Origin of the sequence: Pectobacterium hainanensis (assembly GCF_046237015.1) — a bacterium.
GTDB lineage: Bacteria > Pseudomonadota > Gammaproteobacteria > Enterobacterales > Enterobacteriaceae > JBJYIN01.
The window spans coordinates 1-15,048 of record NZ_JBJYIN010000031.1; the positions used below are offsets into that span (position 1 = coordinate 1).

Genomic DNA, 15,048 nt, shown 5'->3' on the forward strand with positions numbered 1-15,048 from the left:
CGGGTGAGTGAGCGCAGCCAACGCACAAGCAACTTGAAGTATGACGGGTATATACCCCGGGTAATTTATATTGCAGGGTAGGTCAATACTTATGCAATTTAAAGTATGACGGGTACACCACAGTTCGAGCGCCACGCCTGTATTCAGTGGCTCGATCTTACTTGCCATAAGTTATATAAACGTGAATTAGGGAGTCGTTCATGGCTGATAGTTTTCAAAATGAAGTGCCGGCCGCACGTGTTAATATTAAACTCGATCTCCATACTGGCGGAGCACAAAAGAAGGTTGAATTACCGCTGAAATTGCTGGTAATGGGAGATTACAGTAATGGTCAGGAAGATCGTCCATTATCTGAAAGAGAAAAAGTATCGATCAATAAAAACAACTTTAATAGTGTTCTTGCCGATCTTAACCCCAAGGTCACGCTTGCCGTGGCAAATACCCTGGCTGGTGATGGAACGGAAACCAGTATCAAACTGGATTTTAAAGAGTTAAAAGATTTCGAACCTGAACAAGTTGCACGCCAAATTCCTCAACTACGAGCACTACTGGCTATGCGTAATCTACTACGCGATCTCAAGTCTAATTTGCTCGATAACGCGACGTTCCGTCGCGAGCTTGAAAACATCCTCAAAGACGAATCGCTAAGTGATGAATTGCGCGCAGAACTTTCTGCTTTAGCGCCGAAGGAAGCGTAATCGGCAAGTCTTTGCCTGGGATTGTTGCTAAAAGGAATCTTAACTCATGTCTATGCAAGAAAACGAAGTGAATAACGCAGCACAAGCGACAACGCTGCATTCAGAAGGTAGCGTTTACCAATCATTATTTGAAAAAATCAATCTGAGTCCGGTATCCAGCCTTAAAGATATTGAAGTCTTCCAGGATAACGATGCCTTATCTGATGCGTCCGCGGATGAGCGTGTTACCGCAGCTGTCAGCGTATTTCTTAATCTGCTGAAAAAATCAGCCAATCGCATTGAGCGACTGGATAAAGTTCTGCTGGATAGCCATATCAGTGAACTGGATCGTCAGATCAGTAACCAACTTGATGAAGTCATGCACCATCCGGAATTTCAGAAAGTGGAATCTATCTGGCGTGGACTGAAATTCCTGGTTGATCGGACTGATTTTCGCCGCAATGTGAAAATAGAAGTGCTGGATGTGAGTAAAGACGACTTGCGTCAGGACTTTGAAGATGCGCCTGAAATCGTTCAGAGCGGTCTGTATTGCCAAACTTATATCGAAGAATATGACACGCCGGGTGGAGAGCCGATTGCGTCGATTATCTCCAACTATGAGTTTGATCGCGGCCCGCAGGATATCGCGTTGTTGCGTAACATCTCCAAAGTCTCTGCGGCGGCACATATGCCTTTCATTGGTTCAGTAGGGCCGGCGTTCTTTGGTAAGGAAACCATGGAAGAGGTTGCTGCCATTAAAGATATTGGTAACTACTTTGACCGCGCAGAATATATCAAGTGGAAATCGTTCCGTGAAAGCGATGATTCCCGTTATATCGGTTTGACGTTGCCGCGGGTATTGGCTCGTTTGCCTTATGGCCCAGATACGGTTCCTGTTCGTAGCTTCAACTATGTTGAAGAAGTGAAGGGCCCGGATCACGAACGTTACCTGTGGACGAATGCTTCTTTCTCTTTTGCGTCTAATATGGTGAAAAGTTTTATCAACAATGGTTGGTGTGTTCAGGTTCGGGGGCCGCAAGCGGGTGGTGCGGTGACAGACTTGCCGATTCATCTGTATGATCTTGGTACGGGAAATCAGGTAAAAATTCCGTCGGAAGTCATGATCCCTGAAACGCGCGAGTTTGAGTTTGCCAACCTCGGGTTTATTCCGCTGTCATACTACAAAAATCGTGATTATGCCTGTTTCTTCTCTGCCAACTCGGCGCAGAAACCTGCATTGTATGAAACGAAGGAAGCAACCGCGAATAGTCGAATTAACTCACGTTTGCCGTACATTTTCCTGCTCTCCCGTATTGCCCATTATTTAAAGCTGATTCAGCGTGAAAATATTGGTACGACCAAAGATCGTCGCTTGCTGGAATTGGAATTGAACAATTGGATCAACGGTCTGGTGACCGAAATGACCGATCCTTCCGATGACTTACAGGCGTCACATCCGCTGCGTGAAGCAAAAGTGCTGGTTGAAGATATCGATGACAACCCAGGGTTCTTCCGCGTCAAGCTGTATGCCGTACCTCATTTCCAGGTAGAAGGAATGGATATCAATCTTTCGTTGGTATCACAAATGCCAAAAGCCAAGGCATAAGTCAGCTCGGACGACGGGAGTCATCATGAAGATTCAACGCCCACTGTGGACTGAAGGGGCATTTCTTGCCCCGCAACAGTTCCAGCAACAGGCGCGCTGGGAAGCGTATACCAACAATTGCATCGCGCATTTGTCGCTGGTAAATCCATGGGGCGTACTTAACGCCCAGTTGGATCAGGAAGCATTACGGCTTAATCGCCTGAAAGTTCAGCATGTGTGCCTTCGTTTTCAGGATGGCACGCTGATTGATACCGATCGGGCTGATGATTTACCGCCGGCGCTTGAGCTGTCTAAAATCCTGCCGGAAGAGACACGCAGTGCTGAGGTGTTGCTGGCTTTGCCATTGCTGCATGCGAACGGAAACAATTGTCAGCAAATGCAGGATGCTTCTGAGCGACCAACCCGCTTTCGGCAGGAGTGGGTCGATGTGCAGGATCTCCTCGGCAATGAAAGTGAATCCATGGCCGTTGAACGGCATGCAATTTCTTTGCGTTTTGGTTTCGAAGAGAACGGTGAATACATTACTTGCCCGATAGCGAAACTGGTCAGGGACGCGCAAGGATTATGGACTGTCGATCCGACATTTATCCCGCCATTATTGTCATTAGCCGCAGCGCCTTCACTGGTCAATCAGATGGAGATGCTGCTGGCGCAGTTGCGGGCTAAACGCAGCCGTTTAATGGGGATGAGAAGAGAAAGTAATCAACGTATGGCCGATTTTGCCGTCGCGGATGTGTCTCTTTTCTGGCTGCTCACGGCGTTAAATAGCTATGAACCCGTACTGAGTGATTTTATCGCCGCGCCTGAATTGCATACCGAACTGGTTTATCGTGAGTTGGTCAAGTTAGCGGGTTCGCTGTTGACCTTCTCGCTTGACCATGATGTCGATGCGATCCCTCGTTACAACCATGCCCATCTGGGCGACGTCTTCCCTCCGTTATTCTCATTGCTTAGTGCCTTGCTGGAAGCCAGCTTACCTTCCAGGGTTATTGTGATTGAGTTGGAGAAAGTGCGTGGTAACCAATGGAAAGGGTTGCTGAATGATAGTCGGTTAAAAGAGGACGCCGATTTTTATCTTTCGGTTCGTTCCAGCTTGCCAACTCATCAACTACAGGCACAGTTCCCCGCGTTATGTAAGGTGGGCACGCCTGACGATGTGAACAACATCATCAACGTGGCCCTGAACGGTGTTCCGTTATTGCCGCTGAGTCATGTTCCTGCTGCCATTCCGTTGCGTCTGGAAAACCTGTATTTCGCTTTCGACCTGCAACATCCGGCGGCGGTGGCGATGTTAAACGCAGGAAGCTGTGCGATTTATGTTCCTGGTACGTTGGCTGATGTTCAGCTCGAACTGTTTGCGGTATTAAGATCATGAAGACGATATTTTCAATTGATGCTGTTTTACGTGACAGCTTTCTTACCGTAGTGCAACTCCTCAATGGTGCGGTGGTGGAGCAGGGCGACGCCCTCTATCAACGTTGTCAGCAACAGGTTGAGGACACACGTAAAAAACTGACCGTAGCACAATTAAGCAACGAAAGCATTGAGCACATTGTGTATGCCCAATGCGCGTTGTTGGATGAAACCGTGTTAGGGCGCAGAGGCATCAACGGCGAACTGGACGATGGATACGACGTTTGGGTGAAGACGCCGCTGCAAACTCATTTCTTTAACACGTTACAGGCGGGCGAGCGTTTATATGAGCGTATGCGCCAGGTACTCAATGAGCCTGCGCCGGATATCGCTGTCTTAACGTGTTTTCATCGCGTATTGCTTCTCGGCTTTCAGGGGCGTTACCTGAATCAACCGCAGCATTCAAGAGATCAACTGATTGCTGCATTAAGCGAGCGAGTCGCGCCGTTTGATGTTCAAACGGAAGGCTCGTTGTTGCTGACAGGCGGACGGCGGGCAAAAAACTGGAGCTTGGTAAGTTCGCCATGGTTCTGGTGTGGTGCTTCGATACTCATCGTCATTGCACTCTGGTGGGGGTTAAACCATCAGCTGGAAGCATCACTGGCAGAGTTATTTTCGGTGAAACAAGGCTAAGGAGCAGGCCAGGTGAGTGCAGGGTTACAAAAATTACTGTGGTGTACAGGGGCATTTTTAACCCTGTGGCTATGCCTGTTTTTTCTTCCGCTCTCTCCGGCAGGAAAAGGTTTCGCTTTTCTCGCCACGCTGGGTGCTGCAACGATTGCTGTTATAGGGATTGGCCGACGTGTTCGAATAACGGCTAAACAACAGGATGTTGCCGACATCCTGCTGGCATTGCCCGTATCTCACTATCGGCAACCTATTGTGCTGGTCTGCGGTGATGGACTGCCTTCACTGTTTGGAGAACAGAATATTCGCGAAACATCGCAGGGGTGCTACCTGCGAGTGTCGGAACACCATGATTTACCCGCATACGGTGAGGTCCTGCTCACTCATCGACCTGAGTGGGCGACGCAGTTAAGTGTGCTCTATGTGCTTAATCCTCAACAGCATGTCGATCGCTCAGTGTTACAGGCTTTATTGCGGGACTTCCGTTACCAGCTATCTCGGCTGAGCCAGCTTACCGGATGTTCAGTGCCTTGCCTGCTATGCAGCTATTTACAGGGGATGGATAGCCCATGGCTGGAGTTTTCCTCGGGTAGCAACCGGACGACCGTGTGGCGTGAAGATGCGTCAGTGCGTTTGCTCTCTGAATGGATTGACGAGGAAGGACGAAGTGAGCAGCAAGATCGTTTTAGACAGGCGATCGAACTGGATGCATGGGGGGCATGGTTGCAGGAGCAGGTGTTCCCTGAGCTAGCGGCAAGCGATCAACCGACGCCGGTTTGCCACCCTGTTGCTGTCTCGCTCTGTTTTGTATCACAGCCCATGCCTCAGGGGCATGTGTTGCAACAGCATAATGTGTGGCAACAGTACATTGCATCGCGCACCACGCTCTCGGTATTTGGTGAATGCACTGAAACCGCTCAAGAATATCGCGGGTTGCCGTTTCCTGATGCGATGCTTCGGTTGTTGCCGCGTCAGTCTGGTTTTACACCGCGTCGTCGTGCTTTTGCATATGGCGTCACCATGCTGACGGTTTTCAGCGTAGCGGCACTGCTGACATCGGCATGGAGTAATCATCAATTGCAAAAAAAGGTCAGCGTTGAACTGATGGATTATCACGCTGTCGCCATGAACCAATACATTGCGAAAGCTCAGCATCTGGGGGCATTAAAACAAGAAGCGGAACAGCTGGAGAAGTGGCACCGGGAAGGGGAACCGGTACGTATTGGGTTAGGACTGTATCAAGGGGAGGGGCTACGGGCTCCGCTCTACCAGGCGATTAATGGCTATGTTCCTCCGCCACAAAAAGAAGCAGTGCCGGTTGCCGTCCCTGAGCTCAAGCTGGTAGCACAGCCAACCAGTGTCGTGCGGTTGGACAGCCTGTCCCTTTTTGATGTAGGGCAATCACGCCTCAAAGCGGACTCAACCAAAGTGTTGGTCAGTGCTCTGATGGATATTAAAGCTAAGCCGGGTTGGTTGATTTTAGTCGCCGGGCATACGGATTCTACCGGGAATGCTGATGCAAATCAGGCGCTCTCTCTGGCCCGGGCAGAGTCGGTTCGAAATTGGATGCTGGAGACCAGCGACGTGCCACCAACCTGCTTTGCGGTACAAGGTTATGGTGCAACACGGCCGGTCGCCACCAATGATACTGCTGCGGGGCGCGATGCTAACCGCAGAGTAGAAATCAGTCTGGTGCCAGATGCCGCAGCCTGCCAGCTGCCAGCCTCTGGATCAGGCTCACCACCCTCGTCGCCAGTGCAGGCGACATTACACAGTAAGTAAACAGGAGCAATACTATGGCAATTCCCGCATATCTGTGGTTAAAAGATGACGGCGGTGCTGACATCAAAGGATCTGTAAACGTCCAGAACCGTGAAGGCAGCATCGAAATTGTTGCATTGGAACATTCCCTGCACATCCCGACTGATAACAACACTGGCAAACTGACCGGTACCCGTGTGCACGCTCCGGTAGTGTTCACTAAAGAAGTCGATTCTTCAACTCCTTATCTTTATAAGGCTGTGACTTCTGGTCAAACGCTGAAATCTGCTGAAATCAAGTGGTATACCATTGACGATGCTGGTCAGGAAAAAGAGTACTTCAACACCACATTGGAAAACGTGAAAGTTGTGCGTGTCGCACCGCTGATGCACGACATCAAAGACCCCTCAAAGGAGAAGCATAATCACCTGGAAGTGATTGAATTCCGTTACGAAAAAATCACCTGGACGTTTAAAGACGGCAACATCATCCACTCTGACGCATGGAACGAACGCGCTCAGGCTTAATGATGTGTATGTCGCCTGACGGGTGGCATGCCGTGTAAGTCGTTTGGTCAGCCTCGCCACATAAACAAAAGGCGGGGCTGACTATCGACCATGTGCGTTAGACGGGTTCGCCGGTCAAATTATTCCCCCCTTCCTGCCTGACAGGAAAAGACAAGCTGAGGTTACACAATACGGGACCATCATCGCCCGTGCGGTAGCTATGGCGACACGTCATCTCATGATAAAGAGAACATTATGGATATCGCTTCTACTTCTTTGCTGCGACGCTTAAACCCTTATTGTGCGGCCGCCCTGGATGCGGCGGCAGCGTTATGCCAAACACGGGCTCATGCTGAAATTACGATTGAGCACTGGTTACTCAAACTACTGGAAGATGGCGAAGGGGATTTAACCGTCATTGCTCGCCGTTATGAATGGGATTTAGATGCTTTATGGCAGGCACTGCTATCCCGGTTAGATGCGTTACCCCGGTCGGTAAAGGGGAAACCTCAGTTATCAAAGCCCTTGTGCGGCATTCTGCAATCAGCGTGGCTGATCGCCTCGCTAGAGGCTAACAGTGAGTCGATCCGTTCCGCGCACTTACTACAGGCGTTGATTAATCAACCAGCCTGGCTACAGGCACAGGATGCCTGGCCGCTCCTCAGTCTGACAAGCAGTCAACTGGAACGATTGCGCCCGCTGTTGGATGAGCAATCTGAAGAAAATCCAGAGAAACAGCAGCACGAAGCGTCGATGACGACAGATTCAGCGACAGAAGACAAGGCATCAGGAACGGCTTCCCCGGAGTCAAAAAAAATCGTAGCCGCGAAAACACTCAATGAAGCGTTACAGGCCGTGTTGGATAAATTTACACAGGATGTAACGGCAAAAGCGCGAGCCGATCAAATTGATCCGGTCTTTGGTCGAGACAGTGAAATTCGGCAGATGATTGACATTTTGTCACGCCGTCGCAAAAACAACCCGATTTTGGTTGGTGAGCCGGGGGTAGGCAAAACGGCATTGGTGGAAGGATTAGCGTTACGGATCGCGCAAGGTGATGTGCCGGATAGCTTGAAAACAGTCAGTGTGCGTACATTGGATTTGGGATTGTTACAGGCTGGCGCCGGTGTAAAAGGCGAATTTGAACAACGATTAAAAAATGTCATTAATGCCGTTCAGCAATCGCCGGAACCCGTTCTGTTATTTATTGATGAAGCACATACGATTATTGGTGCAGGGAATCAGGCGGGAGGTGCAGATGCCGCTAACCTGTTGAAACCGGCCTTAGCCCGTGGCGAATTGCGCACGATTGCGGCAACTACCTGGTCTGAATATAAGCAGTATTTTGAACGAGATGCGGCGTTGGAACGACGCTTTCAAATGGTGAAGGTCGATGAACCTGACGATGCCCGAGCCTGCCTGATGTTGCGAGGGTTGAAAGCGCGCTATGCCTTGCATCATGGGGTTCATATTCAGGACAGCGCGGTGCAGGCCGCTGTAACGCTATCTCGCCGTTACCTCACCGGACGTCAGTTGCCCGATAAGGCGGTTGATCTGCTGGATACGGCCAGTGCTCGTGTACGTATGAGCCTGGATACGCAACCGGAAGCCTTGGTTCAGCTTAATGCTCAACTTTCTGCGTTATTGCTGGAACAGCAGGCCATTGAGCAGGATCAGTCTGTGTTGCCTGGCGTTGACGCTGAACGTTTGGCGGCAATTGCACCACAACGTGCCGAAATCGAGACGCGATATGAGCAACTCAGGCAGCAGTATGAACGGGAAAAAGCGCTGGCGCTGAGCATACTGGAGGCACGTCAGCAAGCGGTAGCGCCGCAGAAACTGGCCGATTTGTTGCAGGAACTCACTCAACTACAGGCAAATGAGCCTCTGCTGTCGCTGGATGTGGATGTCCGTACTGTGGCAACAGTGATTGCGGATTGGACAGGCGTGCCGCTTGGCAGCCTACTCAAGGATGAACAAGCCGATCTGCTGCACATGGAGCACCAACTTGGTGAACGCGTGATTGGTCAGGATCATGCGCTAAATGAGATTGCTCAGCGTCTGCGAGCGGCAAAAACGGGCTTAACATCTGAAAATGGGCCGTTGGGCGTCTTTTTGTTGGTTGGCCCCAGCGGTGTGGGAAAAACGGAAACGGCATTGGCACTGGCTGATAGCTTGTTCGGCGGTGATAGAGCACTGATCACGATAAATCTCTCCGAATATCAGGAAGCCCACACGGTTTCTCAACTCAAAGGTTCGCCTCCAGGTTATGTCGGATACGGACAGGGTGGCGTATTAACCGAAGCCGTACGAAAACGTCCTTACAGTGTGGTATTGCTGGATGAAGTAGAAAAAGCGCATCGTGACGTATTGAACATTTTCTATCAGGTGTTCGATCGCGGTTTCATGCGTGATGGTGAAGGGCGGGAGATCGATTTCCGTAACACCGTGATCCTGATGACCTCCAATCTGGGTAGCGATGAGTTAATGGCATTGCTTGAAGCGCAACCTGATTCTTCAAACAGCGTACTGCATGAATTACTGCGTCCTATCCTGCGCGATCATTTCCAACCCGCACTGCTGGCTCGTTTCCAAACGGTGATTTATCGCCCACTGGCACAGGTGGCATTACGCCGTATTGTTGAGATCAAACTTGCTCAGGTGACGACACGCTTGCAACGCCATTATGGATTGCGGTGTACGGTGGAAGAGGGATTGTATGACACGTTAGTTAGCGCTTGTCTGCTGCCAGATACCGGCGCGCGTAATATTGATAGCCTTCTGAATCAGCAGATATTGCCGGTATTGTCTCAGGCGTTACTGCAACGGATGGCCCAACAGGGTAAACCTTCAGCGGTGACATTGGGATTTAGTGACGAAGAAGGGATATCGCTTACGTTTACTGACGATAAGGAATAATCGCCATGCCCGATCTGCTCACGAAGACCAGCAGTCTGCTGCTGTCCGATCACGCCCGCTATCAGCTTACCGTAGGCGAGGAGAGTGCACCGCTGTCGGTACTGCATTTCAGTGCCGAAGCGTATTTGAGTCAGCCGTATGTCTACCACATCACCTTTACCAGTCCGGAGCCGGATATTCAGGCGTCGACGATGCTCAATCAGGTTTCAACGCTGACCTTTAACGCGCCGCCGATGAACACCTATGGCGTCCTGCCCGCGATGGGGCCGTTGCGCAAGGTACACGGGGTGGTGAGTACGTTTACCCGGTTGTCACGCTCGGTGGATGAGACGCGTTATGCGGTGACGCTGGTGCCGCGACTGGCGCAACTGGACCACAGTCGCTATCACGCGATTTACCAGAACCAGTCGGTGGTGGCGATAGTCGAGCAGGTGCTGCGTGAGCGTCATGATTTCACGGGGAGCGATTTTCTGTTTCAACTGGTGAACGATTACCCGGTGAGGGAGTACGTGTGCCAGTGGGGCGAGAGCGACCTGACGTTTATCAGCCGACTGCTGTCGGAAGTGGGTATCGGTTACCGTTTTGAGATGGATGCACGGCTGAACCGTGACGTGGTGGTGTTCTTTGACGACCAGCAGCACTACGTGAAGACGGCGAGCCTGCCGTTGAGATTGCCGTCGGGGCTGGACGCGAACGGGGCAGAAGCGGTATGGGGGCTGGAAGTCTCGCACCGTACGGTGACGGGGAGCGTGGTCCATCAGGATTACAACTACCGGACGGCCTTAAGCGGGATGCAGGTCACGGAAGCGGTGGCGGCGGACGACCCGATGACGGGTGAAACGTACCGTTATAGTGCGAACTACCGGGCGGCGGGCAAGGGTGAGGAGACCGAAAGTGGGGCCTTCTACGCACGACTGCACCATGAGCGAGCGTTGAACGGTCAGCAGGTGGTGAGCGGGAAGAGCACCTCGGTATTGCTGGCACCGGGACAACTGGTAGACGTGACGGGGGATATCCCCGGCGTGATGCAGTCGGGGCTGGTAATTACCTCGGTGACGGTGGAAAGGGCGGGGCGAGACAGCAGCTATGAAGTGAGCTTTACGGCGATGCCGTACCGGGAAACGGTGTGCTATCGTCCGGCGTTGCTGGCGCGGCCGGTGATAGCGGGGACGGTGCCGGCGCGAGTGAGCAGCGTGAACAAGCATGACACGTATGCGTGGCTGGACGGGATGGGACGCTACCGGGTGAAGATGGACTTCGACCGGGACAGCTGGAAGGCGGGTTATGAAAGCCTGTGGGTGCGGCTGGCGAAGCCGTACGCGGGAGAAACCTATGGTTTCCACCTGCCGCTGCTGGACGGAACGGAAGTGGCGATAGCGTTTGAAGAAGGTAACCCGGACCGGCCGTATATCGCGTATGCCCTGCATGATTCACGGCACCCGGACCACGTGACGCAGGAGAACAACAAGCGGAACGTTATCCGAACGCCGTCGAACAACAAGCTGCGGTTGGATGATGAGCGAGGGAAAGAGCACATCAAGCTGAGCACGGAGTACGGGGGCAAGAGCCAGCTGAACCTGGGTCATCTGGTAGACAGTGGCCGTCAGCAGCGAGGCGAGGGATTTGAGCTGCGCACGGATGATTGGGGCGCGATACGTGCGGGTAAAGGAATATTTATCAGTGCGGATGAACAGGGTCAGGCGGGTGGTGACGTACTGGATATGTCGGGAGCATTGTCGGTGCTGACGCAGGCGCGGGAAGTGGCGTCGGGATTACGTTATGCGGCGGAAGCGGCGCGAGCAGAGCTGGCGGATGTGAAGTTACAGACGCAGTTGATGGAGGAAAAGCTGGCGGGTTTGAAGGCGTCGGTGCTGTTGTTGTCGGCACCATCGGGTATCGCGCAGGTGACGCCCTCGAGCGTGCAGTTGTCGGCGGGTGAGAATCTGATAGGGACGTCAGGGGAAGACACAGATATTAGTGTGGGCAAGGATTTACGGGTATCGGTGAGGGAAAAGCTGAGTTTGTTTGTGCACCGTATGGGTATGAAGTTGTTTGCGGGCGCGGGCAAAGTGGAGATACAGGCGCAAAGTGATGCGCTGGATATGTTGGCGCAACAAGGGTTGACGGTAAGCAGCGAAGCGGGACGCGTAATCATAACAGCGAAAGAAGAACTGACGCTGAATTGTGGCGGGGGTTACATCCGGCTGAAGCAAGGGAATATCGAACTGGCGGCACCGAATAATGTCACGGCGAAAGCGACGGTAGTGCAGAAGATGGGGGCCGCGAGTTTTAAATTATCGGTACCTGAATTACCTGTTTTTGGACCAGAATCAAATCATCTATTTACAGTCATAAAAGGAATTAATGGTGTGAAGTCTAAGAATTTGGTTTTTAAGCCCTTCTCAATGGAAGATAATATATGACGGATAAACTCCCTTTATTCGATAAACCCCAGGATAAGCCGACTCCTTATGATGGATTACTCGGTTGGTCTGCAAATTGGAAATGCTCCTTTGATCCTGAATATAAACCGGTTCCTTTGGATAACATTGAATCACTTAATCCAACAGAAGAGAAAATTATTGTTAAAAGAGGAGATACGCTAAGCAAGATCGCTGCTAAATATGGATATACGGTAGATATATTAGCCATATCAAATCATATTGATAATCCCTCTTTAATTTATCCCGGTCAGGTTATTAAGTTACCGAAAAAGGAGATTATCCTAGAGCAGGATGATCTAAGTAATAAAGAAAAAGAGATGAAAAGGGATGTATGTACGCTTTCTTTCACATTTGAGGATTTACTGGAAAAACCTATTGAGGGGTTGAGGGTTAAAATTGTCACATTTACCGGTGAAACTTACGATTTTCTTACCGATGGTTCAGGAAAAATTCGTGATTTTGTGCAGCAAAAAACATCAGAATTAAGCGTATGGGTTTCCAGTGTAACGGGCAAAAGTAAAGAAGTGGCAAAATTTACGCCAATGGAAGGGAAAACAGCTGTGCTTATATCCAGCCCCAAAGTGAGAATTCGTGGGACAAGTATGGCAATAAAGGGGGAACCGGGAGTTGATGATGAGAAACAAAAAATCAATACGGTGATAGTCAGACGTGATGAGTCGGGTGAACCACGGTTAGATCTAAAACACACTTGTCCAAACGATTATAATCTCTCGTTAGGAAAGAATATTATTTATTGGGATGAGATTATCGCTGCATCAACGCGGAGTAGTATTCTGCCTCAGGCGATTGCTGCGGTGATTAATGCCGAATCGGCGAGGAAGGAAGGTGTCTGGTATCCGAAATCTGTTGCGTTGAATTATGAAAAAATGAAAGAATTGAGTAAAAAAGGGGATCACTCAATCTATTACCGTAGTTCAGCCACCGGAATGACGCAATTTTTAAATGGCACATGGGTGGGCGAAACGTTTAGGGATGGAACGTTTCTAAATGAGAAAGCAAAAGTTTATGGATTATTGGAGAAGCGTCCTCGCCTGAATAGGTATGGTCAAAAGATACTGGATAAAGATGGAAGCATCGTTCTGGAAGATAAGTTCAAGGTGGAAGAAGGTGTGTGGAGAACACTGGCAGAAATGGGAGCGAAGCGTGATTTCTCTGGCTCGACCCCTTATCCAGTAAATGCGACGGAGAATGTCCAGAAATGGCTGAACAAACGCTTTGAACCATTATATGCCATTATGGCAGCAGTTGATTACGGCGTGGCTAATTTGGCGGGATTGAAAAAGTCAGGATTTAATATTGACGGCCTGAACGATGCCGAAAAAGCCAAGGTTATTTATCTGACACACCATCTTGGTCTGGCAGATACGATACTTTTTATCAGGAATAAAATCACAGAAGAACGTGCGAAGAAATTACTAATTGCTCAGGTTGAAAAACCGAGTGCAATCGAACGTTATCACAATAATGGAAATAGTTTTATTAAAGCGCATAGAATGTGGTTGGTCGGATTTATGAATGGCATAATTAAATTGGATAATTTTTATTGTGATGAATTATTACACACCATAAAGCTTGAAGATGTATCGATCGACAATGTGCTAATTAAACTGTAGGGGCGAGTATGAAATGGTTTATGTTTTTTTTCCTTTTAATTGGCCATGCGTATGCTGATGGTGGGTGCGTTGAACATAGTCGTGTGTGTAAGCAAACTAAGCTAGGTGTGCTTAGTGTTATTGACTCTTCTTCTGGGGGGAGCGCAAAAATATATTTGAATGAAACTCTAATTTATGAAGCGATAACTTCATATTTCAGTTTTAGCGGAGATCAAATTTTTGTGTATGATAAAAATAAAAAACCTATGCTTAATAAAACAATTATGGGTTACTCCTCCCCAACTCCCTGCGTTGATGGTATTGTTAAATTGAATTGTAATATGTATATTGTTCTTGATTTCTCACAAGATAAATTGATTATTAGTAATGCATTTTATCCAGCAGATACACAATCTAATTTAACTTGGACCTCATGGGGAAAAAAGAACGCTGTATTTGGCTTTGATGATGATAGTCAGTTTCGTTATGAAAATGGAAAAGTGACGATGATTGATGGTGGGTATACCGCCAAAGAGAGAAATAAAGAGAAATCCTCGGGAAAAAGTAATCCAGGTATTGATACAGTTATGGGAGCGTTAACGTTTGTGCCATCAGGGGAAAACACCCGTGTATTATTAAATAACATTCCTTTTTATATTATAAATGGAAGTTTCTATAAGGGTATGTTAGTCAATCCTGTTAAAAATAATGAACAGGATGTGAATGGAAAAATAAAACGTACGGTGGTTTATGCTTCTATTCTTGAAGGGTGTGCTCATCCTGAGGATGTTACGCAATGTTACGCCTATTATTTGTTTGACTTCACGGGGAAAACACCTATTGGGGTAGGACCGATGTATACCAATAACTCAAATTCCGGCTTGCTATTGACTGACTGGATAGATCAGGATAATGCATTGGTTAATTTTGGTGATGGCACGCAATATAAATACTCAAAAGGCGAGTTAAAGAAAGTGAAGTAATATTTAATTATTACGGTTTTATCTTTTACCTCTGAAATTTTAATTATCGATAAGCTAAGATGTTGTGTTTTTTAAGTGTGCAATGTTGATATCGTTTTTGTATTAGTTGTAAGTGAGGGTGATAAAGCGTTAAGTTACTTTAATAAACATGTTTTTGGAGGGCTGGTTTTTAAACCAATTAGATAATCATGAGAAAAATATTGATTATTCTTTTATTTTTTATTTCATCTTGTAAAAACAAACCCCCTCATTTTCAACCCGAATCTGAATACTTACCTAAGGCGAATGTTAATAAAAAACATGTTGCTTTTATTTTCATCGCTGGAGGTGCTATTGGTAAAGAAAGTATTAATGTTATAATAACGCCAGATAACTCAGGGTTGACATGGAAGCCTAAAGTAAGATTATTATCATATGGAGAGGTACAGGAAAATTATCATCGAATATCGAATATCGAATATCGAATATCGAATATCGAATATCGAATATCGAATATCGA

11 protein-coding genes are annotated in these 15,048 nt (G+C 48.6%); all 11 read left to right on the top strand.

Annotation, left to right across the window (positions count from 1 at the left end; translation table 11 throughout):
• Window positions 1–200: 200 nt before the first annotated feature.
• Complete coding sequence (tssB, locus tag ACKPVM_RS20265) at window positions 201–698, top strand: type VI secretion system contractile sheath small subunit (protein ID WP_409311553.1); 498 nt, start codon at window positions 201–203, stop codon at window positions 696–698.
• 46 nt (window positions 699–744) lie between these two features.
• Window positions 745–2,283, top strand: coding sequence for a type VI secretion system contractile sheath large subunit (gene tssC / locus ACKPVM_RS20270; protein ID WP_409311554.1), 1,539 nt, complete (start codon window positions 745–747; stop codon window positions 2,281–2,283).
• 25 nt (window positions 2,284–2,308) lie between these two features.
• The gene (tssK, locus tag ACKPVM_RS20275) at window positions 2,309–3,658 is read left to right on the top strand and encodes a type VI secretion system baseplate subunit TssK (RefSeq protein WP_409311555.1); all 1,350 of its coding nucleotides are present in this window, start codon (window positions 2,309–2,311) and stop codon (window positions 3,656–3,658) included.
• Entirely contained in the window at window positions 3,655–4,329 is a 675-nt protein-coding gene (gene tssL, locus ACKPVM_RS20280; protein WP_409311556.1) for a type VI secretion system protein TssL, short form, read from the top strand. The genes tssK and tssL overlap by 4 nt, the downstream gene beginning before the upstream one ends.
• A gap of 12 nt (window positions 4,330–4,341) precedes the next feature.
• Window positions 4,342–6,105 (top strand): OmpA family protein, encoded by a 1,764-nt coding sequence (locus ACKPVM_RS20285; RefSeq protein WP_409311557.1) that lies wholly within the window; start codon window positions 4,342–4,344, stop codon window positions 6,103–6,105.
• A 14-nt stretch (window positions 6,106–6,119) separates the two neighbouring features.
• Complete coding sequence (locus tag ACKPVM_RS20290; protein ID WP_409311558.1) at window positions 6,120–6,611, top strand: Hcp family type VI secretion system effector; 492 nt, start codon at window positions 6,120–6,122, stop codon at window positions 6,609–6,611.
• 234 nt (window positions 6,612–6,845) lie between these two features.
• Window positions 6,846–9,509: a type VI secretion system ATPase TssH gene (gene tssH, locus ACKPVM_RS20295; RefSeq protein WP_409311559.1), complete on the top strand. Its 2,664-nt coding sequence runs from the start codon at window positions 6,846–6,848 to the stop codon at window positions 9,507–9,509.
• A gap of 5 nt (window positions 9,510–9,514) precedes the next feature.
• On the top strand, window positions 9,515–11,932 hold the full coding sequence (locus ACKPVM_RS20300) for a type VI secretion system Vgr family protein (RefSeq protein WP_409311560.1): 2,418 nt from the start codon (window positions 9,515–9,517) through the stop codon (window positions 11,930–11,932).
• Complete coding sequence (locus ACKPVM_RS20305) at window positions 11,929–13,587, top strand: LysM peptidoglycan-binding domain-containing protein (protein ID WP_409311561.1); 1,659 nt, start codon at window positions 11,929–11,931, stop codon at window positions 13,585–13,587. Before ACKPVM_RS20300 ends, ACKPVM_RS20305 begins: the two co-directional genes overlap by 4 nt.
• An 8-nt stretch (window positions 13,588–13,595) precedes the next feature.
• Window positions 13,596–14,549, top strand: a complete 954-nt coding sequence (locus ACKPVM_RS20310; RefSeq protein WP_409311562.1) for a hypothetical protein — start codon at window positions 13,596–13,598, stop codon at window positions 14,547–14,549.
• A gap of 188 nt (window positions 14,550–14,737) precedes the next feature.
• On the top strand, window positions 14,738–15,048 hold a 311-nt coding region (locus ACKPVM_RS20315; RefSeq protein WP_409311563.1), incomplete at its 3' end, for a hypothetical protein.

Coding starts and splice junctions, on each gene's coding strand:
- tssB (WP_409311553.1), top strand. CDS start 201: ATGGCTGATAGTTTTCAAAATGAAGTGCCGGCCGCACGTGTTAATATT.
- tssC (WP_409311554.1), top strand. CDS start 745: ATGTCTATGCAAGAAAACGAAGTGAATAACGCAGCACAAGCGACAACG.
- tssK (WP_409311555.1), top strand. CDS start 2,309: ATGAAGATTCAACGCCCACTGTGGACTGAAGGGGCATTTCTTGCCCCG.
- tssL (WP_409311556.1), top strand. CDS start 3,655: ATGAAGACGATATTTTCAATTGATGCTGTTTTACGTGACAGCTTTCTT.
- ACKPVM_RS20290 (WP_409311558.1), top strand. CDS start 6,120: ATGGCAATTCCCGCATATCTGTGGTTAAAAGATGACGGCGGTGCTGAC.
- tssH (WP_409311559.1), top strand. CDS start 6,846: ATGGATATCGCTTCTACTTCTTTGCTGCGACGCTTAAACCCTTATTGT.
- ACKPVM_RS20300 (WP_409311560.1), top strand. CDS start 9,515: ATGCCCGATCTGCTCACGAAGACCAGCAGTCTGCTGCTGTCCGATCAC.
- ACKPVM_RS20305 (WP_409311561.1), top strand. CDS start 11,929: ATGACGGATAAACTCCCTTTATTCGATAAACCCCAGGATAAGCCGACT.
- ACKPVM_RS20310 (WP_409311562.1), top strand. CDS start 13,596: ATGAAATGGTTTATGTTTTTTTTCCTTTTAATTGGCCATGCGTATGCT.